The 25,642-nt window shown below is 66.7% G+C and carries 27 protein-coding genes; 20 read left to right on the forward strand and 7 right to left on the reverse strand.

Annotated features, from left to right (window positions below; genetic code table 11):
• Nucleotides 1-591: 591 nt before the first annotated feature.
• Nucleotides 592-1,488, reverse strand: a complete 897-nt coding sequence (locus tag ACTJKQ_RS01525) for an esterase/lipase family protein (RefSeq protein WP_440595781.1) — start codon at nucleotides 1,486-1,488, stop codon at nucleotides 592-594.
• 97 nt (nucleotides 1,489-1,585) lie between these two features.
• Between ACTJKQ_RS01525 and ACTJKQ_RS01530 the strand changes: the two genes are divergently transcribed.
• The 9 genes from ACTJKQ_RS01530 (at nucleotide 1,586) to ACTJKQ_RS01570 (ending at nucleotide 11,769) form a co-directional block, all read left to right on the forward strand.
• Entirely contained in the window at nucleotides 1,586-2,329 is a 744-nt protein-coding gene (locus ACTJKQ_RS01530) for an FFLEELY motif protein (protein ID WP_440595782.1), read from the forward strand.
• Between the two features lie 74 nt (nucleotides 2,330-2,403).
• Nucleotides 2,404-4,086 (forward strand): AMP-binding protein, encoded by a 1,683-nt coding sequence (locus ACTJKQ_RS01535; protein ID WP_440595783.1) that lies wholly within the window; start codon nucleotides 2,404-2,406, stop codon nucleotides 4,084-4,086.
• A 466-nt stretch (nucleotides 4,087-4,552) separates the two neighbouring features.
• Nucleotides 4,553-5,506, forward strand: coding sequence for a sugar ABC transporter substrate-binding protein (locus tag ACTJKQ_RS01540; protein ID WP_056745474.1), 954 nt, complete (start codon nucleotides 4,553-4,555; stop codon nucleotides 5,504-5,506).
• A 160-nt stretch (nucleotides 5,507-5,666) separates the two neighbouring features.
• Entirely contained in the window at nucleotides 5,667-7,328 is a 1,662-nt protein-coding gene (locus ACTJKQ_RS01545; RefSeq protein WP_440595784.1) for a sugar ABC transporter ATP-binding protein, read from the forward strand.
• Nucleotides 7,325-8,317 carry an ABC transporter permease gene (locus ACTJKQ_RS01550; RefSeq protein WP_099731326.1) on the forward strand — a complete coding sequence of 331 codons (993 nt, stop codon included), beginning with the start codon at nucleotides 7,325-7,327 and terminating at the stop codon, nucleotides 8,315-8,317. The genes ACTJKQ_RS01545 and ACTJKQ_RS01550 overlap by 4 nt, the downstream gene beginning before the upstream one ends.
• A 35-nt stretch (nucleotides 8,318-8,352) precedes the next feature.
• A complete protein-coding gene (locus ACTJKQ_RS01555; RefSeq protein WP_440595785.1) occupies nucleotides 8,353-9,375 on the forward strand; it encodes a LacI family DNA-binding transcriptional regulator in 1,023 nt (340 codons plus the stop codon).
• Nucleotides 9,372-10,325: a ribokinase gene (gene rbsK, locus ACTJKQ_RS01560; RefSeq protein WP_056059523.1), complete on the forward strand. Its 954-nt coding sequence runs from the start codon at nucleotides 9,372-9,374 to the stop codon at nucleotides 10,323-10,325. The genes ACTJKQ_RS01555 and rbsK overlap by 4 nt, the downstream gene beginning before the upstream one ends.
• Nucleotides 10,322-10,711: a D-ribose pyranase gene (gene rbsD, locus ACTJKQ_RS01565; RefSeq protein WP_440595786.1), complete on the forward strand. Its 390-nt coding sequence runs from the start codon at nucleotides 10,322-10,324 to the stop codon at nucleotides 10,709-10,711. The genes rbsK and rbsD overlap by 4 nt, the downstream gene beginning before the upstream one ends.
• Nucleotides 10,712-10,836: 125 nt before the next feature.
• The gene (locus ACTJKQ_RS01570) at nucleotides 10,837-11,769 is read left to right on the forward strand and encodes an MBL fold metallo-hydrolase (protein ID WP_440595787.1); all 933 of its coding nucleotides are present in this window, start codon (nucleotides 10,837-10,839) and stop codon (nucleotides 11,767-11,769) included.
• A gap of 96 nt (nucleotides 11,770-11,865) precedes the next feature.
• Here ACTJKQ_RS01570 and ACTJKQ_RS01575 read toward each other — a convergent pair whose 3' ends face one another.
• Nucleotides 11,866-12,453, reverse strand: a complete 588-nt coding sequence (locus ACTJKQ_RS01575; RefSeq protein WP_440595788.1) for a DUF4124 domain-containing protein — start codon at nucleotides 12,451-12,453, stop codon at nucleotides 11,866-11,868.
• Nucleotides 12,454-12,575: 122 nt separating this feature from the next.
• Nucleotides 12,576-14,561, reverse strand: coding sequence for a transglycosylase SLT domain-containing protein (locus ACTJKQ_RS01580; protein ID WP_440595789.1), 1,986 nt, complete (start codon nucleotides 14,559-14,561; stop codon nucleotides 12,576-12,578).
• A gap of 14 nt (nucleotides 14,562-14,575) precedes the next feature.
• On the opposite strand from ACTJKQ_RS01580, the gene ACTJKQ_RS01585 reads away from it, so the two are divergent.
• The 3 genes from ACTJKQ_RS01585 to ACTJKQ_RS01595 all read left to right on the forward strand — a co-directional run bounded on the left by ACTJKQ_RS01585 (nucleotide 14,576) and on the right by ACTJKQ_RS01595 (nucleotide 16,290).
• Nucleotides 14,576-15,148 carry a 5-formyltetrahydrofolate cyclo-ligase gene (locus tag ACTJKQ_RS01585; protein ID WP_056059531.1) on the forward strand — a complete coding sequence of 191 codons (573 nt, stop codon included), beginning with the start codon at nucleotides 14,576-14,578 and terminating at the stop codon, nucleotides 15,146-15,148.
• Between the two features lie 132 nt (nucleotides 15,149-15,280).
• Entirely contained in the window at nucleotides 15,281-15,973 is a 693-nt protein-coding gene (locus ACTJKQ_RS01590) for a glutathione S-transferase family protein (RefSeq protein ID WP_440595790.1), read from the forward strand.
• An 8-nt stretch (nucleotides 15,974-15,981) separates the two neighbouring features.
• Nucleotides 15,982-16,290, forward strand: coding sequence for an NIPSNAP family protein (locus tag ACTJKQ_RS01595; RefSeq protein WP_440595791.1), 309 nt, complete (start codon nucleotides 15,982-15,984; stop codon nucleotides 16,288-16,290).
• Between the two features lie 23 nt (nucleotides 16,291-16,313).
• Here ACTJKQ_RS01595 and ACTJKQ_RS01600 read toward each other — a convergent pair whose 3' ends face one another.
• Nucleotides 16,314-16,769, reverse strand: a complete 456-nt coding sequence (locus ACTJKQ_RS01600) for a hypothetical protein (RefSeq protein WP_108499394.1) — start codon at nucleotides 16,767-16,769, stop codon at nucleotides 16,314-16,316.
• A 39-nt stretch (nucleotides 16,770-16,808) separates the two neighbouring features.
• On the opposite strand from ACTJKQ_RS01600, the gene ACTJKQ_RS01605 reads away from it, so the two are divergent.
• Both ACTJKQ_RS01605 and ACTJKQ_RS01610 read left to right on the forward strand, forming a co-directional pair.
• Nucleotides 16,809-18,068, forward strand: a complete 1,260-nt coding sequence (locus ACTJKQ_RS01605) for a multifunctional CCA addition/repair protein (protein WP_440595792.1) — start codon at nucleotides 16,809-16,811, stop codon at nucleotides 18,066-18,068.
• 108 nt (nucleotides 18,069-18,176) lie between these two features.
• Nucleotides 18,177-18,635, forward strand: coding sequence for a GNAT family N-acetyltransferase (locus ACTJKQ_RS01610; protein ID WP_121941887.1), 459 nt, complete (start codon nucleotides 18,177-18,179; stop codon nucleotides 18,633-18,635).
• A 21-nt stretch (nucleotides 18,636-18,656) separates the two neighbouring features.
• Here the strand turns inward: ACTJKQ_RS01610 and ACTJKQ_RS01615 are convergent, their stop codons facing one another.
• Nucleotides 18,657-19,298: an NrsF family protein gene (locus ACTJKQ_RS01615; protein ID WP_440595793.1), complete on the reverse strand. Its 642-nt coding sequence runs from the start codon at nucleotides 19,296-19,298 to the stop codon at nucleotides 18,657-18,659.
• Entirely contained in the window at nucleotides 19,295-19,840 is a 546-nt protein-coding gene (locus tag ACTJKQ_RS01620) for a sigma-70 family RNA polymerase sigma factor (protein WP_056059542.1), read from the reverse strand. Before ACTJKQ_RS01620 ends, ACTJKQ_RS01615 begins: the two co-directional genes overlap by 4 nt.
• Nucleotides 19,841-20,052: 212 nt before the next feature.
• On the opposite strand from ACTJKQ_RS01620, the gene ACTJKQ_RS01625 reads away from it, so the two are divergent.
• The 4 genes from ACTJKQ_RS01625 to ACTJKQ_RS01640 all read left to right on the forward strand — a co-directional run bounded on the left by ACTJKQ_RS01625 (nucleotide 20,053) and on the right by ACTJKQ_RS01640 (nucleotide 22,454).
• Nucleotides 20,053-20,346, forward strand: coding sequence for a BufA1 family periplasmic bufferin-type metallophore (locus ACTJKQ_RS01625; protein WP_056059544.1), 294 nt, complete (start codon nucleotides 20,053-20,055; stop codon nucleotides 20,344-20,346).
• A 2-nt stretch (nucleotides 20,347-20,348) separates the two neighbouring features.
• On the forward strand, nucleotides 20,349-21,197 hold the full coding sequence (bufB, locus tag ACTJKQ_RS01630; RefSeq protein WP_440595794.1) for an MNIO family bufferin maturase: 849 nt from the start codon (nucleotides 20,349-20,351) through the stop codon (nucleotides 21,195-21,197).
• Nucleotides 21,188-21,958, forward strand: a complete 771-nt coding sequence (locus ACTJKQ_RS01635) for an HvfC/BufC family peptide modification chaperone (RefSeq protein ID WP_440595795.1) — start codon at nucleotides 21,188-21,190, stop codon at nucleotides 21,956-21,958. Before bufB ends, ACTJKQ_RS01635 begins: the two co-directional genes overlap by 10 nt.
• Nucleotides 21,959-22,028: 70 nt before the next feature.
• The gene (locus tag ACTJKQ_RS01640) at nucleotides 22,029-22,454 is read left to right on the forward strand and encodes a DoxX family protein (protein WP_440595930.1); all 426 of its coding nucleotides are present in this window, start codon (nucleotides 22,029-22,031) and stop codon (nucleotides 22,452-22,454) included.
• 21 nt (nucleotides 22,455-22,475) lie between these two features.
• On the opposite strand, the gene trxC is transcribed toward ACTJKQ_RS01640, so the two are convergent.
• A complete protein-coding gene (trxC, locus tag ACTJKQ_RS01645; RefSeq protein WP_440595796.1) occupies nucleotides 22,476-22,913 on the reverse strand; it encodes a thioredoxin TrxC in 438 nt (145 codons plus the stop codon).
• A gap of 144 nt (nucleotides 22,914-23,057) precedes the next feature.
• On the opposite strand from trxC, the gene otsB reads away from it, so the two are divergent.
• Both otsB and ACTJKQ_RS01655 read left to right on the forward strand, forming a co-directional pair.
• Nucleotides 23,058-23,795 (forward strand): trehalose-phosphatase, encoded by a 738-nt coding sequence (otsB, locus tag ACTJKQ_RS01650; RefSeq protein WP_440595797.1) that lies wholly within the window; start codon nucleotides 23,058-23,060, stop codon nucleotides 23,793-23,795.
• Nucleotides 23,792-25,597, forward strand: a complete 1,806-nt coding sequence (locus tag ACTJKQ_RS01655) for a glycoside hydrolase family 15 protein (protein WP_121941882.1) — start codon at nucleotides 23,792-23,794, stop codon at nucleotides 25,595-25,597. The genes otsB and ACTJKQ_RS01655 overlap by 4 nt, the downstream gene beginning before the upstream one ends.
• Nucleotides 25,598-25,642: the final 45 nt, after the last annotated feature.

Consider the following 25,642-nt stretch of genomic DNA (forward strand, 5'->3'; position numbering starts at 1 on the left):
CGCTGCGCGTCGCTCAGACACACGCGAGCCCTGATCCGCCAAACCCTGCGCTCCTCGGCGCATCCAGAGGGGCTCGGGGAGCAGAACATCCACACGGGCCATCGCTGCGCTCGGCCCCGAATCGCGGGCGCAAGCGCCACGCGCCACGCGCTGCGCAGCCTGGGCCGAGCGAAGCAATGGCCCGTGGGGCCGTTGGGATGTTCGGCTGTCCCACCCCTGCTGGCTGCGCCTGCGGCGGGGCGGTTGTGGGGTGAGCATGGGCGTCGAAGCGCACATGCCTCGTGCTCTGACTCGCCGTGGATGTCTGAACGAAGCTGCACCGCAGCGCAGTGAGTTCCACGGCGCACCCCACAACCGCCCCGCCGCAGGTTTGCCCCTTCGCACAGCGAAGGGGTCGCAGACTGGGGGTCGCCTTTTCTTTGGTGACTTTCTTTTGGCGAAGCAAAAGAAAGTTACTCGCACGCCGGGCGACTCCCGGCTCCCGCCCTCAACAAAGGCACGCCACCCAATCAGCGCACAAGAACCAACACTGCAAAATCAATAGCTACCCACCCATATCCCACTGGCGCATCCAGCCCAAAAACCAAAACATTACCCCCGCCCAACCTCCTCCAGACAAGCCTTCATCACCCCAGGGTCAAACGCCATCTGAACATGCGCAACCCCTTCCACCAACCGGTGTTCCGCCCCCGCCAACGCCGCTGTGGTCGCCGGAAACACGATGTTGTCGCAGTTCGAATACCAGCAGGTAAACAACGCTGCCCGCCCCGCAGGCTCCGCCCGCTGCAAGGCCACCACCCAGTCCCCCGCCAAGCTCATCTGCCGCCCATTCACCGCGCGACTGAAACGCCCCAGCCACGTGCCCCCATGCGGCGTACCCAGCGTCAACACCCGGTGCACCCGCCCATCCGCCTGGTGCGCCCGCAGCCACGCCCGCACCGCCAAGCCCCCCATGCTGTGGCACAACAGCACCGGCGCCTGGCCCGTGGCCGCCGTCACTTGGCGCACAGCGTCTTCAATGATGTCCGCGTACTCGTCAATCGAGCCCATCACCGGCTCCAGATTCACCGCCACATAGGCATGCCCCCGCGCCTGCAGAGGCGCAAACCACGGCAGCCAGAGCCCCCGGTTGCACATGAATCCATGCACCAGCACCACGCCGCGCTTTCCCGTCGGCTGTGCAGGCAGCCAGTCGGGCACGGAATCATGGCGAAACGGCTGGCGCCAGCAAAATACCATCAGCGCCACCCACACCTCGGCCCACCAGGCACCCACCACCTGCGACAGGCGGGCGCGGGGCGCAGCATCGGCACGGTTGGTGATGTGCATCAGCACAAACTCCACCGCCATCACCACCAGGTAAATGCCGAGCGGCACCAGTGCCCCCAGCACGGCACGCAACGGTGAATGGGGCCACTGCCCCACCAGCCAGGCGGCCATGGTCAGCAGGATGAACAGAAGCAGGGTTCGTTGCCAGCGCGCGATCATGGTGGTGAGGGCAAATGTTGTAATTGACCAGCCGCATTGTGCGGTCTGACCACCGCCCGACACCGCACCCCGCAGAACGCAGAGAGGACCCCGCCCCATGGATGCCGCCCAGACCATCCGCGACTGCATCGCCGACGTGACCGCCCTGCGCCTGCACCGCACGGGCGACCCGGCGCTGGGGGCCGCGGTGGGCAGCGTCAAAAGCCTGCAGGCGCGGCGCTTTCGGGGCACCTATGCGGACCTGATGGGCTCGCCCTCGTTCGGACCCGCAGCACAGTTCTTTCTGGAAGAGCTGTACAGCGACACCGACTACACCGACCGCGATCTGCAGTTTGGCCGCATCGCCGGCACGCTGCAGACCATGTTCCCCCAACCGGTCGTGAACACCGCCGTGGCCCTGGCCGTGCTGCACGCACAGACCGAGGGACTGGACCAGGACATGGGCCGTGCGTGGTTGCTGCACGAAGCCGATGCGGTCAACGTTGCCGTCCGCTACACCGCCGCCTGGCGCACTGTGGGCCAGCGCCATGCGCGCCAGCAGCAGCTGCAGCGCGTGCTGGCCATGGGGAATGACCTGGCGCGCCTCACGCGCACCCCCGGCCTGCGGATGATGCTGCGCATGATGCGGGGCCCGGCCAACGCGGCCGGCATGGGTGCGCTGCAGAGGTTTCTGGAGGCGGGGTTTGACACCTTCGGCCAGCTCGCGCGCCAGCGCGGCGGGGTGGAGCAGTTTCTGGCCACCATCGAGCAGCGCGAGCGCGCGCTGATGGATTTGCTCTTCGATGCCGACCCTGTCACCTGCGGGACCCAGCTTAACCACACACTAGGACAAGCCCGATAGCCCGCAACGCGCCCGCCTTCCACAATCTGTGCCCACCTATCAATGGCATTTGGCGAGCACAAGGAAACAAGCGCATGGAAAAGATCTGGCTCAAGAGCTACCCCCCGGGCGTCCCACACGACGTGCAGCCCGAGCAATACCGCTCTGTGGCCCACCTGCTGGAAGAGTCGTTCCGCAAACACGCATCGAGCCCGTTTTCGGTCTGCATGGACCAGTGGATGACCTATGGCGAGCTGGAGCGCCGCTCGGCCGCGCTGGGGGCCTATCTGCAGAGCCTGGGGCTGGAGCCGGGTGCGCGCGTGGCCATCATGCTGCCCAACATCCCGCAGTTTGGCGTGACCATGGCCGCCGTGCTGCGCGCAGGCTACACCTGCGTGAACGTGAACCCGCTGTACACCGCGCGCGAGCTGGAGCACCAGCTCAAGGACTCGGGCGCCACCGCCATCGTGATCCTGGAGAACTTTGCCCACACGCTGGCTGAGGTCATTGACCACACGGCCGTCAAGCATGTGGTGATGGCCTCCATGGGCGACCTGCTGGGCTTCTGGTTTGGCAAATGGATCACCTTCGCCGTGCGCCACCTCGCCAAGATGGTGCCTGCGTATGACCTGCCGCTGTCCAACGGCCGCAAGGTCGTCACGTTCAAGAAGGCGCTGTCGCTGGGCGAGCACAAGTCGCTCGCGCCCAGCCAGGCCACGCTGGATTCGATTGCTTTCCTCCAGTACACGGGCGGCACCACGGGCCTGTCGAAGGGCGCGGTGCTGACCCACCGCAACATCGTGGCCGCCACGCTGCAGGCCGAGGCGTGGTTCACGCCCGCGCTGTCCAAGGTGGGCGACCTGAGCAAGGCCAACAGCATTGCCGCACTGCCGCTGTACCACATCTTCGCGCTCACGCTGTGCCTGCTGGCCATCCGCCAGGGCTCCAGCCTCACGCTGATCCCCAACCCGCGCGACATTCCGAAGTTCGTGGCCGAACTCAAGAAGCGCCCCTTCCACATGCTGCCTGCGGTGAACACGCTGTTCAACGCGCTGCTGCAAAACCCACAGTTCAAGACCCTGGACTTCTCCCACCTGTGCGTGTCGCAGGCCGGGGGCATGGCGGCCAGCGAGGGCACGGCCAAGCAGTGGCAGAAGGTGACCGGCAGCACCATGATCGAGGGCTGGGGCATGAGCGAGACCTGCGCCATCGGCACCAACAACCCAGTGATCAGCACCACGTTCAGCGGCAACATCGGCCTGCCGCTGCCGGGCATTGACATCGCCATCAAGGACGACGAAGGCAACAGCCTGCCCCAGGGCGAGTCCGGCGAGATCTGCATCCGCGGCCCCAACGTGATGGTGGGCTACTACAACCAGCCCGAAGAGAACGCCAAGGCCTTCACGCCCGATGGTTTCATGCGCACGGGCGACATCGGCATCATGGACCCGCAGGGCTACACCCGCATCATCGACCGCAAGAAGGACATGATCCTGGTGAGCGGCTTCAACGTGTTCCCCAACGAGCTGGAGCAGGTCATCAGCCTGTGTCCCGGCGTGGTCGAATGCGCAGCCATTGGCGTTCCCGATGAGAAGCAGGGCGAGGCCATCAAGGTGTTCATCATCAAGAACGACCCGGCCCTGACCGAGGACGAGGTGGCCAACTACTGCCACCAGAACCTCACCGGCTACAAGCGTCCCAAGTACATCGAGTTCCGCGACGAGCTGCCCAAGAGCAACGTGGGCAAGATCTTGCGCAGGGAATTGCGCAAGGCTTGACGCTGTTCACAAGGGCAGCGCGCCAAGCGCCACCCCCTGCCACCTCCCCCAGGGCGCTTCGGCGCCCTTTTTCTTGGGTTCCGACCATGCAGGTCGGCCGCCTGCACCAGGTGTTCCAATGTCTGTATCTCCGGGTTTTTACTGATTAGCAAACGTTTGCGCAAACGTTTGCTTTCGTTATCATCCAGATCGCGACAAGGCACCGGGCATCCGTAGCCGCTCCTTTTTTGGGGCGCTGCCGGGGATTTCCCTCCAAGATGTCGGTCGCCTTAGGGCGACGCTGGATAAGTCTCCGCGATGCGGCGGGCCCTGGATCGGGATGGACTGCAAGGCGCAAACCAGGTTGATAGCCGTAGCTATCGCGAGGATTTGCAACGCTGCAGACCGTCTGAGCCAGGGATGCGCCGGGCGCGAGAGGCTTGTTCAGCGTTGCCTTTGTCCACATTCCAACCTGGAGACAACACCCATGCAGTTCACCCGCCGTTCCGTTCAGACCGCCGCCGCCCTCGCCGTTGTGGGCAGCCTGCTGGCCAGCCCTGCCTTCGCGCAGGACAAGCCGAAGATCGCGCTCATCATGAAGTCGCTGGCCAATGAGTTCTTCCGCACCATGGAAGACGGCGCCAAGGCGCACCAGAAGGCCCATGCCAAGGAATACACGCTGGTGGCCAATGGCATCAAGAACGAGACAGACACGGCAGCCCAGATCAAGATGATCGAGCAGGCCGTGGCCCAGAAGGTCAGCGCCATCGTGCTGGCCCCCGCCGACTCCAAGGCGCTGGTGCCCGTGGTCAAGACGGCCATCGACAAGGGCATCCTCGTGGTCAACATCGACAACCAGCTCGATGCCGATGCGCTGAAGGAAAAGAACATCACCGTGCCCTTCGTGGGCCCAGACAACCGTGCTGGCGCCAAGCTGGTGGGCGACCACCTGGCCAAGACGCTGAAGGCCGGCGACAAGGTCGGCATCATCGAAGGCGTGTCCACCACCTTCAATGCGCAGCAGCGCACCCTGGGCTACCAGGACGCCATGAAAGCCGCCAACATCACCGTGGTGGGCGTGCAGTCAGGCAACTGGGAGATTGAAAAGGGCAACACCGTGGCCGCCGGCATGATGCGCGAGCACCCTGACCTCGTGGCCCTGCTGGCCGGCAACGACAGCATGGCCTTGGGCGCCGTGGCCGCCGTGAAGGCCGCAGGCAAGACCGGCAAGGTGCAGGTGGTGGGCTACGACAACATCGGCGCCATCAAGCCCATGCTGGCCGACGGCCGCGTGCTGGCCACCGCCGACCAGTACGCCGCCAAGCAGGCCGTGTTCGGCATCGAGCTGGCACAGAAGGCCCTGGCCGCCAAGACGCCGCAGAACCAGCTGCCCGCCACGGTAAAGACGGAGGTGGTGCTGGTGACGAAAGACAGCAAGTAAGCCTCGGAGCGGAGAACAAAGCTCTTCTGGCGTTGTTGCCGTGTCTTGTCGTACTTCCAGTACTGCCTGCGACACGGCGCCTAGCCAGAACCGCTTCGCTGAGCTTTGTTCACCGCTCAAGACATAAAGCCCGCTCTGCAGTCGCCCCCATCACACCACCATGCTCAGCCCCTCCGCCGCCCGACAAGCCACGCCCCTGCTCGCCATCCAGGCCGTGGGCAAGGACTACACCGCCACCGTGCTCGATGGCGTGAACGTGGAGCTGTTTGCGGGCGAGGTGCTGGCGCTGACCGGGGAAAACGGCGCGGGCAAGAGCACGCTGTCCAAGATCCTCTGCGGGCTGGAACAGCCCACCCGCGGCGGCATGCAGCTGGCGGGGCAGGCCTACGCCCCCACGTCGCGCCGCGATGCCGAGCGCCACGGCGTGCGCATGGTGATGCAGGAGCTGGGCCTGGTGCCCACGCTCACCGTGGCCGAGAATTTGTTGATGGGCCGGCTGCCGCACCGCCTGGGCTGGCTGCAGCGCGATGTGCTGCACGCCGCTGCCCGTGCGCAGCTGGCCAAGATCGGGCTCGACAACATCGACCCCGCCACCCCGGTCTCGCAGCTGGGCATCGGCCAGCAGCAGATGGTGGAGATTGCGCGCAACCTGCAGGACGACACACGCATCCTGGTGCTCGACGAGCCCACGGCCATGCTCACGCCGCGCGAGACCAATTACCTGTTTGAGCAGATCGCGCACCTCACCGCGCGCGGCGTGGCCATCATCTACGTGTCGCACCGGCTCGAAGAACTGCGCCGCATTGCCGACCGTGTGGCCGTGCTGCGCGATGGCCGCCTGGTGGACGTGCGCCCCATGGCCGGCATGAGCGAAGACGACCTGGTGCAGCGCATGGTGGGCCGCGTGGTGAGCGACCTGGACCACCGCCCGCGCCGCCCTGTGGGCCCGGTGGTGATGAGCGCTGACAAGCTGGGCCGGGGCACCGCCGTGCAGGACGTGAGCCTGGAGCTGCGCGCGGGCGAGATCTTCGGCATTGCCGGGCTGGTTGGATCGGGCCGCACCGAGCTGGTCCGCCTGCTGTTTGGCGCCGACCGGGCAGACCGTGGTAGCGTGACGCTGCACCCGAATTCAGAGCAAAAACAGCCGCAAGCGCTAGTAGATCATGCGCAAGTAGCTACACAAAACATAGCAAAACCATCCACCTCAGCGCCCACCGCACCCCGCACCTGGCAGCGGGGCTTTGCCTCGCCGCTGCAGGCCATTGCCGCCGGAGTCGGCCTGGTCACCGAAGACCGCAAATCCCAGGGCCTGCTGCTCTCGCAGCCCATCCGCATCAACGCCACGCTGTCCGACCTGTCGGCCGTGTCGCGCGGCGGCTGGCTGCAGCGCAGGCTCGAAAGCCGCCTGGTGCAGGGCTTTGTGCGCACGCTGGGCATCCGCTGCCGCAGCCCCGAGCAGCCCGTGGGGCAACTGTCGGGCGGCAACCAGCAAAAGGTGGTGTTCGCCCGCTGGCTGCACCGCGAAGGCCGCGTGCTGCTGCTCGATGAACCCACGCGCGGCGTGGACGTGGGCGCGCGCGCCGAGCTGTATGGCGAGCTGGACCGCATGGCCCTGGAAGGCCGCGCGCTGCTCATGGTGTCGTCGGACCTGCGCGAACTCATGGCCATGGCCGACCGCATCGGCGTGATGAGCGCAGGCCGCCTGGTGGCCGTGTTCGAGCGCGGCGAGTGGTCCGAGCAATCGCTGCTGGCGGCCGCGTTCTCCGAGCCCGGCGGGCGCACCAGCACCACCCCTTCAACTTCTTCTCCTGTGACCGCATGAACGCCCCCACCCCATCTGCCGCGCCCGCTGCGGCGCCTTCCTCCGCTTCGGTCTGGCGCAGCCAGCTGGGCACCTACCTGGGCCTGCTGGCCGTTTTGGCGGGCATGGTGGCGCTGTTCTCGTCGCTGTCCGAATACTTCTGGAGCGCCGAGACCTTCATCACCATCGCCAACGAAATCCCGGCACTGGCCGTGATGGCGGTGGGCATGACCTTTGTGCTCATCATTGCAGGCATCGATTTGTCGGTGGGCTCGGTGATGGCGCTGGCCGCCGCCACCTCGGCCGCCGCCATCCTGCAATGGGGCTGGACGGTGCCCGCCGCCGCCGCGCTGGCATTGGCCACGGGCCTGGTGTGCGGCACCATAACCGGCATGATTTCCGTCGCATGGCGGCTGCCCTCGTTCATCGTGTCGCTGGGCATGCTCGAGGCCGTGCGTGGCAGCGCGTATGTGGTGACCGACTCGCGCACGCAGTACGTGGGCGATGCGATCTCGTGGCTGTCGGCACCCTTCTTTGGCGGCATCTCGTTCGCGTTCTTGCTGGCCGTGGTGCTGGTGGTGGTGGCACAGCTGGTGCTGTCGCGCACGGTGTTTGGCCGCTGCGTGGTGGGCATTGGCACCAATGAAGAAGCCATGCGCCTGGCCGGTGTGGACCCGCGCCCTATCCGCGTCATCGTGTTTGCGATGACCGGCCTGCTCGCGGGCCTGGCGGGCCTCATGCAGTCGGCCCGGCTCGAAGCGGCCGACCCCAACGCCGGAACCGGCATGGAGCTGCAGGTGATTGCGGCCGTGGTGATTGGCGGCACCAGCCTGATGGGCGGGCGCGGCTCGGTGATCAACACCGCGTTTGGCGTGCTCATCATCGCGGTACTGGAGGCGGGCCTGGCCCAGGTGGGCGCCAGCGAGCCCAGCAAGCGCATCATCACGGGTTTTGTGATCGTGGCGGCCGTCATTGTGGACACGCTACGCCAGCGCCGCGCCGCCCGCTGAACCTGTTTCAACACACCGATTTTTCTTCTTCCTGCATGGCTACTATCAAGGACGTTGCGCGCCACGCCGAGGTGTCGGTCACCACGGTATCGCACGTGGTCAACGGCACGCGCCGCGTGAGCCCCGAGGGGCGCGAGCGGGTCGAGGCCGCCATCCGCGCCCTGGGCTATGTGCCCAGCGCCATTGCGCGCAGCCTCAAGAGCAACAACACGCGCACGCTGGGCATGCTGATCCCCAACAGCTCCAACCCCTACTTTGCCGAGATCGTGCACAGCGTGGAAGACCGCTGCTTTGGCGCGGGCTACAACGTCATCCTGTGCAACACCAACGACGAGGCGCACCGCCAGGGCACCTACCTGCAGGTGCTGGCCGAGCGGCGCATTGACGGGCTGATCGTGGTCTCTACCGGGCACGACGCCACGCTGGCCACGCAGCTGGCGGGCCTGTCCATCCCCACCGTGCTGGTGGACCGCGAAATCGACATCGCCGAACAACAACCCTGCGACCTGGTGGAAACTGCCCACATGCAGGGCGGCCTGCTAGCCACGCGCCACCTGCTGTCGCTGGGCCACCGCCGCATTGCCTGCATTGGCGGCCCCGACGGCATTGCCCCCAGCGAGCAGCGCATTGCCGGCTGGCGCACGGCGCTGGCCGATGCAGGTTGCGGCACCGGCGAGGGCCTGCTGTGGCATGGCAACTTCACGAGCCAGGGTGGCTACGAAGCCATGCACGCCGTGCTGCGCGCGCCCGAGCCGCCCACCGCCGTCTTCGTGTGTAACGACCTCATGGCCATGGGCGCGCTGTGTGCCGCGCACGAACGCGACCTGCGCGTGCCCGAGGCACTGTCCATCGTGGGTTTTGACGACATCGAATTGGCCGCCTTCACCAGCCCGCCGCTCACCACCGTGGCCCAGCCCAAGCAGCGCATCGGCGCGCTGGCCGTGGACATGCTGCTGGAGCGCATCGACGGCAAGCGCCAGGACGCGCGCAAGGTGATGCTGCAGCCTGAGCTGCGCGTGCGCTCGTCCACCGCGCCAGCCCCGGGGGCTGAGGCATGAACAACAACCCATTGAATACTGCCCCCCGCATCGCCGTCGTCGGCAGCCTGAACATGGACCTGGTGCTGCAGGTGCAACATGCGCCCGGCCCCGGCGAAACCGTGCTGGCCGACGCCCTGCACCTGGTGCCCGGCGGCAAGGGCGGCAACCAGGCCGTGGCCTGTGCGCGCCAGGGTGCCCGGGTGGCCCTGTTTGGCCGCGTGGGCGACGACGGCTACGGCCACACGCTGCGCACCGGGCTCGATGCCGACGGCATCGACCACAGCGGCGTGCAGACCGACACCGACACCACCACCGGCGTGGCCGCCATCACCGTGGAGGCCAGCGGGCAAAACCGCATCGTGGTCGTGCCCGGCGCCAATGGCCGGTTTGTGCTGGATGCCGCCGCGCTGGGCGTCGCCCTGCAAGGCGCAGGCGGCCTGGTGCTGCAGTTCGAAACCCCCCTGCCCCAGGTGCTGGCCGCCGCCGAGATGGCCCATGCCGCAGGCTGCCCGGTGGTGCTGAACCCCTCACCCATCCAGCCCCTGCCCAATACGATGTGGCCGCTGGTGCACACACTGGTCGTGAACGAGGTGGAAGCCGCCGCGCTGGCAGGCCAGAACGTGACCACTCCCGCAGATGCCGCGCAGGCCGCACAGGCCCTGCGCGCCAAGGGCCCCGCCCAGGTGGTGGTGACCCTGGGCGCCGCAGGTGCCGTGGCCGCCGATGCGGCAGGCAACCGCTACCACCCCGGCCTGGTCGTGAAAGCCGTGGACACCACGGCCGCTGGTGACACTTTCCTGGGTGCACTGGCCGTGGCGCTGGCACGCGGCGAGCCGCTGGACGCCGCCGTGCGCGAAGGCATCCGAGCATCGGCGCTGTGCGTCACCCAGCCCGGCGCCCAGCCCTCCATCCCCACCCGCGCCGCCGTGGCGCAAAGCCCCCAACCGCCCGCCTGGAGCCCCCTGTGAAACGCACCGCCCTGCTGCACGCCGAACTCTCCCACGCCATCGCCACCCTGGGCCACGGCGACATGCTGGTGATTGGCGACGTGGGACTGCCCATCCCCAATGGCCCGCGCCGCATCGACCTGGCCCTCACGTCCGGCATCCCGGCCGTGGCCGATGTGCTGCGGGTGGTGCTGGAAGAAATGCAGGTCGAGAAAGCGGTGATCGCCACCGAAGCCATGGAGCGCAACGGTGGCCAGTTGCCCACGTGGTGCCAGCTTCCGGTGGTCCATGGCACCGTATCGCACGATGAGTTCAAGCGCCTGACCCAGCAGGCCCGCGTGATGGTGCGCACCGGCGAATGCACGCCGTATGCCAATGTGATCCTGGTGGCGGGCGTCACGTTCTGACACAGCCTGGGCGGCCAGGCTGCGGGTTTTGGAGGACTTCGGGCAGGCACGACCTGCGGTACGCTGGGCAGCAGCCCACGGCGCGGCGTTAAAGCCCGCCACCGAAGCCCCGAATTCCTGCACCCATGCCCACCACAGCGCCCCACGATCTCCTGCCCCCTGAAATCACCGTCCTCGAACGCGGCTGGCTGTCGGCCAACAACATCCTCTTCATCGGCCAGCACGACACAGCCATCGTGGACACCGGCTATTGCAGCCATGCCGAGCAAACCGTGGAGCTGGTGCGCGATGCTCTCGCGGGCCGCAGGCTGGACCGCCTGCTCAACACCCACCTGCACAGCGACCACTGCGGCGGCAATGCCGCGCTGCAAAAGACCTGGCCCGGCGTGCTCACGGCCATACCGCCCGGCCAGGCCGACCATGTGCGCCAGTGGGATGCCTATGCGCTGAGCTACACCCCCACCGGCCAGGAATGCCCGCCCTTTCGGGCCGACACGCTGCTGGTGCCAGGCTCGTGCGTGCTGCTGGGCGACAAGCCCTGGCAGGTGCATGCCGCGCCGGGGCACGACCCGCACTCGGTGGTGTTGTTCGAGCCCCAGGGCCGCGTGCTGATCTCGGCCGATGCGCTGTGGGAAAACGGCTTTGGCGTGGTGTTCCCGGAGCTGGAGGGCGACGATGCCTTCGCCCAGGTGGGCGCCACGCTGGACCTGATTGAAACGCTGTCGCCCCAGGTCGTGATCCCGGGCCACGGGCCGGTGTTTGCCGATGCGCCCCGCGCCATCGACGGCGCCCGTCGCCGCCTGGATGGTTTTGTGCGCAACCCGGGCAAGCACGCGCTTTATGCGGCCAAGGTGCTGCTCAAGTACAAGCTGCTCGAATGGCAGCAGATCGGCATACCCGACCTCACGGCCTGGGCGCAGGCCACGCCGTATTTCGGCATGCTGCGTGCACGGCACTTTGCCACGCAGACCGAGGCCGAATGGCTGGAGAGCCTGGCAGATGAACTGGTGCGGTCAGGCGCCGCTGCGCGCAAGGGCGAGGTGCTGCACAACGTGTGAGGCCTGGCGCCTCGGCATGGCTGGGTGCCAGTGCGTGCCCTGACGGAGGGACCCCGCCGCTGGCGCAAAGCGCCTGGGCGGATCAGCACAACGCCGTCAGTGTTTGTATTGCTTGTCGCAGCCCGTCACGTGGTTCTTGCTGCTGGACATGCACTGGTAGAACGACTTCTTGTTGCCCGAGGCGCCCTGACAGTCCGACACGCTGTACTTGCCCTTGGCCTCGCGGATTTTGGGGGCGGCGGAATCAAACGCTGCCTGCGTCATGTAGCCATCGCGCACGTTCTTCTGGCCCACCTCCAGCATCAGGTCGGCCTGGTAGTGAATGTTGTCAACGGCCACGGCGCAGTTCAGGGGCACCTGCTGGCTGTCCACGGTGCCCAGCGATTTCTTGAGCCCTTCGCCAAACTCCTCCACGTCCTTGGAGACCTTCTTGGTGCCATCGGGGTTGTACTGCTGGCCCGCCTTGGCGCTGGCGCCCTTGTTGCCGGATGAGGTGCTGCCGCCATTGGTGCCGTTGTTGCTTTGCAGCTTCAGCGGCTCGGCGTCCTGTTTGGCGGGCGGGGGCTGCGAGCCATAGTGGGTCTTGCCATCGGCATCCACCCACTTGTACACGGGTTGCGCCTGAGCACCCGCGCCCCACGCCCACACTGCGGCCACACAGGCCATCCATGCCAGTTTGCCCATCACACCCTCTCTCTTTTAATTAAAACCCACTGAAGCGCCAGTTGAACATGCGCCTTCAGCTCATTTATTTATAGCAAACCTACAATCCCTCACTGCCTGTCAGCTCGGTGAGCGAAAGAGCGTCAGGGCAGGTCCTTGTTCACCTCGGGCAACGCCGCATCGCGGGGGCCAATGGTGCCCAGGCGGCTCTTGAGCGACTGGGGCTGGCCGGTGAGCATGGCCGCGTAGTTGGTGGTGTTGGAGAGCACCTTCTTCACGTAGTCGCGCGTCTCGGCAAAGGGCACGTTCTCGGCCCAGATGGCAGCGTCCAGCACCGGGCCGTTGCGCCAGCTGCGCGGACGGCCAGGGCCGGCGTTGTAGGCGGCGGCAGCCATGGGCATGGAGCCTGCAAAATCGTCCAGCGCCAGCTTGAGATAGGCGGTGCCGATGGTGATGTTGGTGTCGCGGTCGGTGATCTGGTCGGGCGTGAAGTTGGTGAGACCAATCTTCTTGGCCGTCCAGCGGGCCGTGGCGGGCATCACCTGCATGAGGCCCGAGGCACCGACGTGCGAGCGGGCATCCATCACAAAGCGGCTTTCCTGGCGGATCAGGCCGTACACATAGGCCGGGTCGATGCCGATGCCCTGGGCACGCTCCACCACGGTGCTGCGAAACGGCATGGGAAAGCGCTGCGTGACGTCCACCACGCCCTTGGTCCGCTCGCTGGTGTTGATGCAGCGGTCCCACACCTCGCGTTGGCACGCAAAGTCGGCGGCGGCCAGCAGTTCGCGGTCGGGCATGCCACCGCTCTGGTGCAGGTTGGTGGTGTAGTTCCACTCGCGCACGCCTTCGATGCGCAGGCCCAGCAAGATGGCGTACAGCGCGCGGTTGAGCCCCGGGTTGGCGCGAGCGGCGGCTTTTTCTTCGGCGGTAAGGGGCGCGGGAGCGGGGGGGGTGGTGATGCGCTGGCCCAGCTCTTCGAGCGCCAGCTGCTCATAGAAGCCGCGCGTTCCGGCGATGCCTTCGAGCAGTTGCCGTGCTTCGGCGCGTTCGGCATCGGTCACGCGGCCTGCCAGCAGCGAGCGCGCCTTCCAGTACACCCAGGTGCTGTCCTGGCGGCCTTCAGGGCCCATGGCGTCCACCGCCTTGCCCACGGCCTTCCACTGGCCAGCGCGCAAGGCGGCACGCACCTTCCAGCCCAGCAGGTCGTCGCTGAGGTCACTGTCCTTGGTCACGTTGGCGAAGTAGCCGTGGGCGTTGCTGGCCAGTTTCTGCGCAGCGGTCTTGCCGATCACGCCCCAGGCCCAGTTGCGCTCTTCGGCCGAGAGGTGCACGCCCCATTTGTTCTCCAGCTGGTAGGCCGCGCCGTCCGGGTCGCTGGTGGCCAGCTTCAACAGGGCGAGCAGCACCAACTCTTGCCGGGCCTTGCCGGCCGCCGTGGCGCGCGAGAGCAGGTATTTGCTGGGCGCATCGAGCACATCCTTGAGCTGCGGCAGCGATTCGGGCGAAACGATCTCGACCGCCGAGCGCACCACGCGGGGGCGGTTGGCCTCCACGCCCAGGCGGGCCTTGCGCCACACGTCCAGGGCCGAGAGCTTCTTGTAGCCATACAGCTCGCGCGCGGCGTGGGTGCAGCCATCGTCGGCGTCGCGGATCGCATACCAGTTGCTGCGCACGTCCTCGGCCACGGTGGCCGGTGCCGTGCCCTTGATCTGGTCGATCAGCAGCGCGTAGCAGCGCACTTCGCGGTCGTCCGACATGCGGTAGCTGGGGTGTTGGTCGGCAAACTGGCCCCAGTCGCGCCGCTGGCCCAGCAGCAGCAGCCAGTCGTTGCGCAGGCGGTCTTCCTGGTAGGTGCCGGCGTAGCGCTGCATGAAGGCCTGAATCTCCTGTGGCGAGGCCTCGCCCAGACGCACGCGCAGCTCCCAGTAGGCGGCCCAGGGCTCGAGCGCATGGCCGCGTGCCGCAGGCAGCAGCTGCGCGAGCTTGTTGCGGTCGCCCTTGCGGAACGCCTGCTGCATCTCCAGCAGGGTATCGTCACCACGGTTTTGCGCCATGACAAGGGGCGCGGTGGCGGCCAGCAGGGTGGCGGCCACAAGGGGTGTCAGAATCGCTCTGAGAAATTGCATGGGGGAATTATCTGATGGACAAAGCAGCCCTTCGGCGCACATTGATAGAAGAACGCCTCAACCTGCCCGACCGCCTACAGCGGGCCGACCTGTTACAGCAGGTGATGCGCATCTGGCTGGTGAACCGGCCGGATACGGTGATCGGCGCCTACTGGCCCATCAAGGGCGAGTTCGACCCCCTGCCCGCCCTGCACCGCTGGAAGGAAGACGGCGAGCTGCTGGACGAACCCCTGCGCCGCCGCATCGGCCTGCCGGTGGTCAACAAGCAGCACAAGACCCTCACCTTCCACGCCTGGTACCCCGGCTGCCCCATGGAAGAGGACGCCTATGGCATCCCCAAGCCCAAGGACACCGAGGTCATCGTGCCCACGCTGCTGTTTGTGCCCTGCGTGGGCTACGCACCGGGTGGCTACCGGCTGGGCTATGGCGGCGGCTTTTACGACCGCACGCTGGCGACGCTGCAGCCCAAGCCGTTCACAGTGGGCCTGGGCTTCACCCATGGCTACCTGGACGACTTTGAGCCCGAGGAGTTCGACCTGCCACTCGACGCCATCCTGAACGACAACGGCGTGGTCTGGCCCATCTGATCCCCGGCCAGGCAGACCTGCACGATGGCCTGTGATGCCGGCAGCGCATCATTCAGGCCAGTTTTTGGCATCGCTGACGCGCCCGGCAGCCGCTAGCATGGCGGGCTGACCTCTTCATCTCAGGTGCCCAACATGCTCAAGCTCTACATCGGCAACAAGAACTACTCGTCCTGGTCCATGCGCCCCTGGGTGCTGCTCAAGCAGGCGGGCATCGTCTTTGAAGAAGTGCGCGTGCGCTTTGACAGCTTTGACGCGCAGTCGGAATTCAAGCGCACCATCGGGGCCGTGAGCCCCACGGCCAAAGTGCCCGTGCTGGTGGACGGCGACCTGGTGGTGTGGGACACCCTGGCGATTGCGGAGTACGTGGCCGAAACCCACCCCGACAAAAAGCTCTGGCCCACCGACGCCAAGGCCCGCGCGCGCGCCCGCAGCGTCTGCGCCGAGATGCACAGCGGTTTCACCGCCCTGCGCACCCACTGCCCCATGAACATCGAAGCAAACCTTGCCGACACCGGCGCCCTGATCTGGCGCGACCAGGCCGGCGTGCGCGCCGACGTGCAGCGCCTGGTGGAGATGTGGAGTGCGCTGCTGCAAGAGCACGGTGGTCCGCTGCTGTTTGGTGAATTCACCGTGGCCGACGCCTACTTTGCCCCCGTCTGCATGCGCCTGCATACCTACGCCCTGCCCGTGCCTACGACCATCCGGGCCTATGTGGACCGGGTGCGCACCCTGCCCGGCGTGCAGGCCTGGATCGACGAGGCCCTGGCCGAGAAGGACTTCCTGGACTTCGAAGAGCCCTACCGCCTGCGCCATACCGAAGGCTGAGCACCACCATGGCCGTCACCATCTACCTGCGCTACGTGCTCAACACCAGCAAGCTGAAAGAGTTTGAGCACTACGGAAAACTGTGGATTCCGCTGGTCGAGAAATTCGGCGGCCAACACCACGGCTACTTCATGCCGAGCGAGGGCGCCAACAACATCGCGCTGGCGCTGTTCACGTTCGAGAGCCTCGCCGCCTACGAGCGCTACCGCGAGGCGTCGATGCAAGACGCGGAGTGCCAGGCGGCGTTCCGTTATGCCGAAGAGACGGGGTGCATCGTGAGCTACGAGCGGAGTTTTTTCCGCCCCGTGTTCCACTGACCCGGCGGGGCCGTGCAGCCCCGTTACCGGAACTGCTTGCGCAAGAACGCCTTGTGCCGCGCGATGTGCGCCAGCTGGGCTGGGGCGATGGTGCCGCCCAGATCTTCGTCCTCGGTGTTGAGCACCTGGTTCGCGTAGGCCATGGCGCGGGCCACCACCTCTTCCTCGCTCACGCCCTGGGTGGATGCAAGGTCCATCGCCACGCGGCGCATGGCGCGCTGCGACAGCATCCACATCGCGCCGAAGGAATCCCATGCGGCCGCCACCTCCTTGAACTTGTCGTGTTCAGCCAGGATGTCGTTGAGCGGCTTGGCCAGGATCTCCTGCAGGGCCTCCACCTGGGCCTTCAGGGCCTCGAATTGCGCCTCGCGCTGCAGGGCCTCGGCGGCCGCGTTGGCGGCGGCGTCAGGCGCCTGGGGCACGGGCACGCTGCCGTCGGGGTTGAGCTGGGCAATGGTGAGGTCGGACGATAGGGACATGGTGGCGGGACTATACGACCCTCGTCCTAAACTACGCCGATGCAAATCTACATGGTGGGCGGCGCCGTCCGCGACAAGCTGCTGGGCCGACCGGTGAATGACCACGACTGGGTGGTGGTGGGCGCGACGCCGGAGCAGATGCTGGCGCAAGGCTACCTGCCCGTGGGGCGCGACTTCCCCGTCTTTTTGCACCCCGAAACACGCGAGGAATACGCGCTGGCCCGCACCGAGCGCAAGAGCGGGCGCGGCTACCGGGGCTTTGTGGTGCAGAGCTCGCCCGATGTGACGCTGGAGGAAGACCTCTCACGCCGCGATCTCACTATCAATTCAATAGCATCCAGCACAGATGAATCCGGCACTACTCGTCTTTTTGACCCCTACCACGGCGAAAAAGACCTCCGTGCGCGCGTGCTGCGCCATGTGACCGATGCCTTCCGCGAAGACCCGGTACGCATCCTGCGCGTGGCGCGGTTTGCTGCGCGCTTCACCGACTTCACGGTGGCGCCCGAGACGATGCAGCTGATGCGCGAGATGGTCGCGCATGGCGAGGTGGACCACCTGGTGGCAGAGCGCGTGTGGCAAGAGCTGGCGCGCGGGCTGATGGAAGCACAACCCTCGCGCATGTTCGAGGTGCTGCGCGGGTGTGGCGCGCTGGCCGTGCTGCTGCCCGAGGTGGCGCGCCTGTGGGGCGTGCCCCAGCGGGCCGAGTACCACCCCGAGGTGGACACCGGCGTGCACCTGATGATGGTGCTGGACATGGCTGCGCGGCTGCAGGCGCCACTCACCGTGCGCTTTGCCTGCTTGGCGCACGACCTGGGCAAGGGCACCACGGCCGCCGATGTGCTGCCGCGCCACATCGGGCATGAGGAGCGCAGTGCCGAGCTGCTGAAAGACGTGGCCGAGCGCCTGCGCGTGCCCGTGGACTGCCGCGAGACCGCCGAAGTGGTGGCGCGCGAACACGGGCACATCCACCGCAGCGCCGACCTGTCTGCCGCTGCCCTGGTGCGCCTGCTGGAGCGCTGCGACGCCATCCGCAAGCCCGAGCGTTTTGCCGAGGTTCTACTGGCCTGCGAGTGCGATGCGCGCGGGCGGCTGGGGTTTGAAGAGGCCGCGTATCCGCAGCGCCCCCGCCTGCTGGCCGTGCTGGCCGCCGTCCAATCGGTCGTCACACGCGAGATTGCGGCCCAGGCCGCCGCCAAGGGCCAGAGCGGCCCGCAGGTGGGTGCGCTGATCCACCAGGCACGGGTCGAGGCGGTGGCGCAGTGGCTGCACACCCAGGCGCACGGTACCACCACCTGACCGCGTGCGCTGCGTCGCCAAGATCGGTCCAACCCTCCCTACAATCCGCGTCCGCTCGCACTCTGGAAAGGGTGCGTCTTTTGGCATTTTTGCGATCACGACGCCTCCATGACCTCTGTGCACATCCGCCCCGCCACCCCGGCAGACGCAGACACCATCGCGCCGCTGTTGGATGCCTACCGGCAGTTCTACGAGCAGGCACCAGACCTGGCCGGAGCGCGGGCCTTCATTGCAGAGCGGTTGGAGCGCGAAGAGTCCGTGATCTTGCTTGCGATGGATGGGGCGCAGGCAGCGGTGGGCTTTTGCCAGCTCTACCCCACGTTCTGCTCGGTGGAGGCAGCGCCCATCTACACGCTGTACGACCTGTTCGTGGCGCCCGCAGCGCGCAAGACAGGGGCCGGGCGCAGCTTGCTGCTGGCGGCAGAAGCGACGGCCCGCGCCCATGGCAAGGTGCGCATGGACCTGACCACGGCCCACACCAACACCACGGCGCAAAAGCTCTACGAATCGCTGGGCTGGACGCTGGACACAGTGTTCCGCGCGTACAACAAGCGTGTCAGCGCCTGAAGCTCCATTCCCCCACCAGCGCTACCAGCGCAGCAGACGCGGCCCCAGCACAGCCCCCAGAGCAGTCGGGATGGCCATGCCCGCCAGATACCACACCGCCAAAAACGGGGTGGCCATCTCGGGGCAATGCAGGGCATACACCAACGCCCCCAGCGCGCCTGCCAGCAAGCCAGCGCCCGCTCCTGCCCACGCCAGCCGCGTGGGCGCAGCGCCCTTGAGCGCCCAGAAGCCCCCAACGAACGCAGGAACCGACAGCAAGGCGATATTGAAGGGACAAGTCCGCCAGGTGCTGCCCAGAATCAGCGGCACACGCTCCGCCGCAGGCTCCTGCCACAAAGCCCCCAGGGCCATGGCCCACAGCACCAGCGGCGGCACCGCCAGCCACAGGGCTGCGAGGCCCAGCGGCATGCCCGGGCGGGCCATGCGGCGCAGCAGCGCCAGGCCAGCGGCTGCCAGGGCGGCCGCAAACACCAGCTTGCCCCAGAACATGGGCAACGCCATGGTCGCCAGCAGGTCAGGGCGCAGACCGAACAGGGCCAGCATCAGCACCCCGGCACCGGCAATGCCCACGGCGCTGGCGACAGCAAACCGTCGCTCAATAGCGGCGGGCTGCACCGGCCGGTCATCGGTGGCCAGCAGGTGGATCAATTCATCGGTTTTCATGCCATTCCCCTGATCTTGGCGGCCAGGGCCTTGAGCCCCCGGTGCACGCCGACTTTGACGGCCGACTCCGACAACCCCGTGAGGCGCGCCGTCTCGACCACCGACAACCCTTCCAGCTTCACATACTCAATGGGCAGCCGCTGCTTGTCTGGCAGCGTGCGCAACAGTTGCCCCAGGTCCCGCCGGGCTTCGGCAGCCTCGCTGTCGCTGGTGGCAAACAACTCGTCGGCATCGTCCAGCGGGTCGTTGCGGCCCTCCTTCACGGCATGCGAGCGCAGCCAGTCGATGAGCTTGTAGCGCGCAATCGCATGCGCCCAGGCGGTCACCGGCATCTCGGGCCGGTAGGTGTGGCGCTGGTTGTGCACGGCCAGCAGCGTCTCCTGCACCAGGTCTTCCACCTCATCGGGCCGCTGCGCAAGGCGGCGGCGAAGGAAGGCGCGCAGGTGGGCGCTCAGCTCCTTCAAAAAACGCTGGTAAGCGGCTGCATCGGCATCCAGCCCCTGCATCAGCAAGCCGCGCAGGCGCTCTTCCACTATCTCCATGGTGTCTCCCTGCAAAGAATTCGTATGCCGGAGCCAATGGGTTACAGGCAACACAAAAAATATTTGCGCAACGCCGCCACGATTTTTTGAGCAGTGCTGTAACCCGCCTGCTGCACAGCCCGAATTACAACGCAGATCGGGCCACTCAATGCGACCTCAGTGCCGCCACCCGGTCGGATTCAACCTTTATCCAACCCTCGGAGAACCGTACCATGACCACTCGCACCCTCAGCCTCGGCGCCCTCGCACTTGTTGCCCTGACCTCTGGCGCCGCCATGGCCCAAACCAACGCCGCCCCCATGGACGGCGCCAAGCCTGCCATGGAGAAGTGCTACGGCGTCTCGATGGCTGGCAAGAACGACTGCGCTGCAGGTCCCGGCACCACCTGCGCGGGCACTTCCAAGATGGACTACCAAGGCAACGCCTGGAAGTTTGTGCCCGCAGGCACCTGCACCACTATCAAGACGCCCAAGGGCATGGGCATGCTGACGCCCATGAAGAGCTGACCATGGCATCCCCTCTCACCGCCGGCCTGGGTCTCAAGCCCCAGCACTACGACGAGGCGCTGCGGTGCACTGCCCCCGGCCTGTGGTGGGAGGTGCACCCCGAGAACTACCTGGCCGACGGCGGCCCGCGCCTGGCCTGGCTGGAGGCCATCCGTGCGTGCCACCCAGTGGCACTGCATGGCGTGTCACTATCGCTTGCGGCCGATGCACCACCTGATGAGGCCCACCTGGCACGGCTTGCGGCCCTCGCAAGACGGATAGAGCCCGCCATCATTTCGGAGCACCTGGCTTGGTCCACCTGGCGCGGGCAATACCTGCCCGACCTGTTGCCGTTTCCATGCACGCACGCGGCACTGCACCGCATCGCCGGCAACATCGCCCGAACGCAGGATGTGCTGCAGCGACCCATCACCATCGAGAACCCCACGCATTACCTGCACATCGACGGCCACGACTGGGCGGAAACCGATTTTCTGGCCGAGCTGGTGCGGCGCACCGGCTGCACGCTGCTGCTGGACGTGAACAACGTGTACATCAGCGCCAACAACCTGGGATTTAGCGCGCAAGCCTACCTCGAAGCTTTCCCCCTGCACGCCGTGGCAGAGATCCACCTGGCAGGCCACCATGCCGACCCGGTGCATGGCAATGCTCTGCTGATCGATAGCCACGATGCGCCCATCGCTCCAGCGGTGTGGGCGCTGTACGAGCAGGTGATGGCGCGCACCGGCCCCGTACCCACCCTGATCGAACGCGACGACCAGTTGCCTACCTTCAATGAACTGCTGGCCGAGCGGGAGCAGGCCCACCGCGCGCTCACCCATGCACAGCACCGGGAGGTTGCATGCCGCTGAGCACCTTTCAGGACGGCTTCTCTGCCGCTCTGCTCGGCCATGCTGCAGATGCACCGTGGCTGTCCGCATTGGAAGCTCAGCCCGGTTTTGCCGTGTACCGCAACACCGTGCTCAAGGGCTGCATCGATGCGCTGCAGGCCAATTACCCCACGGTGTGCCAGCTGGTGGGCGAAGACTGGTTCCGCGCCGCTGCGGCGGTGTTTGCCCGCGCGCAGCCGCCGCGTGACGGCTTGCTGGTGGACTATGGCGCCGGGTTTGACAACTTTCTGGCCGGTTTTGCACCGGCGGCCGAACTGCCCTACCTGAGCGCCGTGGCGCACCTGGACCGCTGCTGGACCGCATGCCATCTGGCGGCAGACGTCGCCGCCGTGGACCGCCACTGGCTGGCACAGCAGGCCCCTGGCACCGTGCCCCACGCGTCACTGCAGCCGCACCCCGCCGCACGCTGGGCCTGGTGCGAAGACTTTCCCGCCTATGCGCTGTGGCACCACCACCGCGAAGGCCTGGCCCTGCCCGAGGCCTTGGACTGGCACGGCGACGGCGCACTGCTCACCCGGCCCCATGCGGACGTGATATGGCGGCCCCTGTCCCGCGCCGGCGTGGCGCTTCTGGACGCGTGCGCCCAAGGCCTGCCACTGGAGACTGCCGCCACCCGCGCCCTGGTGGCCGAGCCGGCGACCGACTTTGCCACCCTGATGACCAGCCTGCTCGACGCGGGCGCCTTGACGATCACCAACCCACACACCACCCACACCGGCTGAGGAGCCCACCATGCACATCCCCAACACCCCGGCCACCCACTTCCCCACGCCCCCAGCCACAGGCCCGCGCATGCTATGGGCGCGCCTGGCCGATGCGGCCACCTGGCTCACACCGCACAGCCTGCTGGCACTGGTCAACCGCGTGGCCATTGCAGGCATCTTCTGGCTGTCGGCCCGCACCAAGGTCGAGGGCTGGTTCACCATCTCCGACAGCGCCTACACACTGTTCCGCGACGAGTACAAACTGCCCGTGCTGCCGCCCGAGCTGGCGGCGCAGATGGCCACCGTGGCCGAGCACCTGTTTCCGGTGCTGCTGGTGCTGGGCCTGTTCACACGCCTGTCGGCCCTGGCGCTGCTGGGCATGACGCTGACGATTCAGCTGTTTGTCTACCCGAACGCCTGGCCCACCCACCTGTCATGGGCGGGGCTGATGCTGTACCTGGTGGGGCGCGGTGCAGGCAACGTGTCGCTGGACCGCGCGTTCGGAGTCCGTTGATCCGTTGAAGCGATAGTCTCTTCAACCACCGGCCGTACGCACCCAGCGCACGATGTCTGCCGCCCCCAGCGCGCCCGAAATGCGCGCTACCTCACGCCCTTGCTGGAACAGGATCATGGTCGGAATGCTGCGGATGGCATAGCGCGCCGCAATGGCCTGCTGGTCTTCGGTGTTGAGCTTGGCAAGGCGCACGCGGGGTTCCAGCTCACGGGCAGCCTGCGCAAAGGCGGGCGCCATCTGGCGGCAGGGACCGCACCACGGGGCCCAAAAATCCACCAGCACCGGGATGTGGCTGCGCGCCACATGCTTGTCAAAGCTGGTGGCATCCAGCTCCAGCGGCGCCCCAGCAAACAGGGGCTGATGGCATTGGCCACAGTCGGGCGCGCTGCCCAGGTGGGCGCTCTGCACGCGGTTGGTGGTGTGGCAATGGGGGCAGACGATGTGCAGGGCTTCGGTCATGGCGTGGCGGGGGCATTGGGGTCTCTGAACACATTGCGGCACTGGCTCTCCGTTTCAAGAGGTCGCAAACCTTGCGCGCGTTTACCAGCCCAGAATCCCCCTGGTCGCCATATCTGCATTGCAGCGTCTGCTATGGTTTCGTGCATGCAGCTGCTCCCCACACTGACAACTGCCCATGCGCTTTTTCTCGACTTCGATGGCACGCTCACCGAGCTGGCACCGCGCCCCGAGGCGGTGCGCATCGCGTCGGGGCTGATTCCCACGCTGTCATCGCTGCATACCCAGCTGGGCGGCGCGCTGGCCATCGTGACTGGCAGGCCCGAGGCCGACATCGACGGATTTCTGGCGCCACTGCGCCTGCCGCTGGCGAGCGAACATGGGGCCCATTACCGCCTGGGTGAGACTTCCGTTCCCGCCACCGAACCACCCGCCCTGGAGCCCGTGTTACAGGCCGCCCAAGACCTTGCAGCACGGCACCCCTGCCTGCTGGTGGAGACCAAGCGTGTGAGCGTGGCCCTGCACTATCGCCAAGCGCCCCACCTCGAATCCCTGTGCCACGACACGCTGGTGCGGGCCATGCGCGAAGCGGAAGGTGTGGAACTGCTGCGTGGCAAATGCGTCTTTGAAGTGAAACCCCGTGGCGTTCACAAAGGCCAGGCCATCGTCGACTTCATGACGCAGCCACCCTTTGTGGGCCGCACGCCGGTCTTTGTGGGCGATGACGTCACCGACGAGGCCGGCTTTGCCGCTGTGCAGACGCTCGGCGGCTGGGGCATCAAGGTGGGCGAAGGGCCCACCATGGCACAACACCGCTGCATGACATCGGCCGCACTGCGGGGCTGGTTGTCGTCTGCACGCACAACGCTGGAGCGCGAACGATGAACACAGCCGCCACACACCCCCAGACGGGCTCGCTCAACCTCGGGATGATCGGCAACTGCGCCATCAGCGCGTTGATCGACGATCACGCCCGCATGGTGTGGTGCTGCCTGCCGCGCTTTGATGGCGACCCGGTGTTCAACGCCCTGCTGCAGCCCGGGGATGAGGGCAGCCACTTTGCGATCGAACTGGAAGACCTGGCATCGGCCCACCAGTGGTACGAACCGAACACCGCCATCCTGCGCACGCAGTTGTTCGACAAGGCGGGCCACGGCATCGAGATCACCGACTTTGCGCCACGCTTTTACAGCCGGTCACGCTACTTCCGGCCCATGACGCTGGTACGCCGGGTACGCCCCATCCAGGGGTCGCCGCGCATCCGGGTGGCGCTCAAGGTGCGCTACGACTGGGGCCAGACCACCCCCGAGATCACGCGCGGCAGCAACCACATCCGCTACGTGGGCGAGAGCATGACGCTGCGCCTGTCCACCGATGCACCGGTGTCGCATGTGCTGTCGGGCCAGGCGTTTGTGCTCACGCGCGAACACAACTTTCTGCTGGGCGCCGACGAGACGCTGGTGGACGGTATTGCCGACACCGCCCGCCGCTTTGAACAGGAGACCACGGCCTACTGGCGCAGCTGGAGCCGCGCCCTGGCCATTCCACTGGAATGGCAGGACGCGGTGATCCGTGCGGCCATCACGCTCAAACTGTCGCTGTACGAAGAAACCGGTGCCATCGTGGCCGCCATGACCACCAGCATCCCTGAGTCGGCCCACAGCGGCCGCAACTGGGACTACCGCTACTGCTGGCTGCGCGATGCTTTTTTTGTGGTGCGCGCACTCAACAGCATCTCCGAGGTGGGCACCATGGAGGACTACCTGCGCTGGCTGAGCAATGTGGTGATCGAAGGCGGCGACGGCCACATCCAGCCGCTGTATGGCATCGGGCTGGAGAAAGACCTGCCCGAAAGTTTTGTGCCCCAGCTGGCGGGCTACCGGGGCATGGGCCCGGTGCGCGTGGGCAACCAAGCGGCCGAGCATTTTCAGCACGACGTGTACGGCAACATCGTGCTGGGCGCGGCCCAGGCCTTTCATGACCACCGCCTGCTGCACCGCGCGGGCCTGGCCGAATTCAAGCGGCTGGAACAGGTGGGCGACAACGCAGTGCGTGTGTACGGTCAGCCCGATGCCGGCATGTGGGAGCTGCGCACGCGCGCCCGGGTGCACACCTCGTCCGCACTGATGAGCTGGGCCGCCTGCGACCGGCTGGCCAAGATCGCCGCCACGCTGCAGCTGGCCGACCGTGCCAGCCACTGGCAGCAACATGCCGACCGCATGCGCGCCGAGATCCTCGACAAGTCGTGGTGCGAAGAACGCCAGGCGTTTGCCGAGAGCTTTGGCGGGCATGAGCTGGATGCCAGCGTGCTGCTGATGGCCGAGGTGGGCCTGATCGACCCCAAGGACCCACGCTTTATGAGCACCGTGGAGGCCATGGAAAAGAGTCTGTGCGATGGGCCCTACATGCGCCGCTACGAGGCGGCCGACGACTTTGGCAAGCCCGAAACGGCCTTCAACATCTGCACCTTCTGGCGCATCGACGCGCTGGCGCGCATTGGCCGCAAGGCCGAGGCACGGGCCATCTTCGAGACCATGCTGGCCGCACGCAACCCGCTGGGCCTGCTGTCCGAAGACACCCACCCCGAAACCCGCGAGATGTGGGGCAACTTCCCGCAGACCTATTCGATGGTGGGTGTGATCAATGCCGCCGTGCGCCTGTCAGCGCCCTGGGACAGCGTGATTTGAGGCGCTGTCCGACACCGGCCGGGGGCGGTCAGCACGGATGATTGC

The organism is Acidovorax sp. 22279, assembly GCF_052045435.1.
GTDB classification, from domain to species: domain Bacteria; phylum Pseudomonadota; class Gammaproteobacteria; order Burkholderiales; family Burkholderiaceae_C; genus Acidovorax; species Acidovorax delafieldii.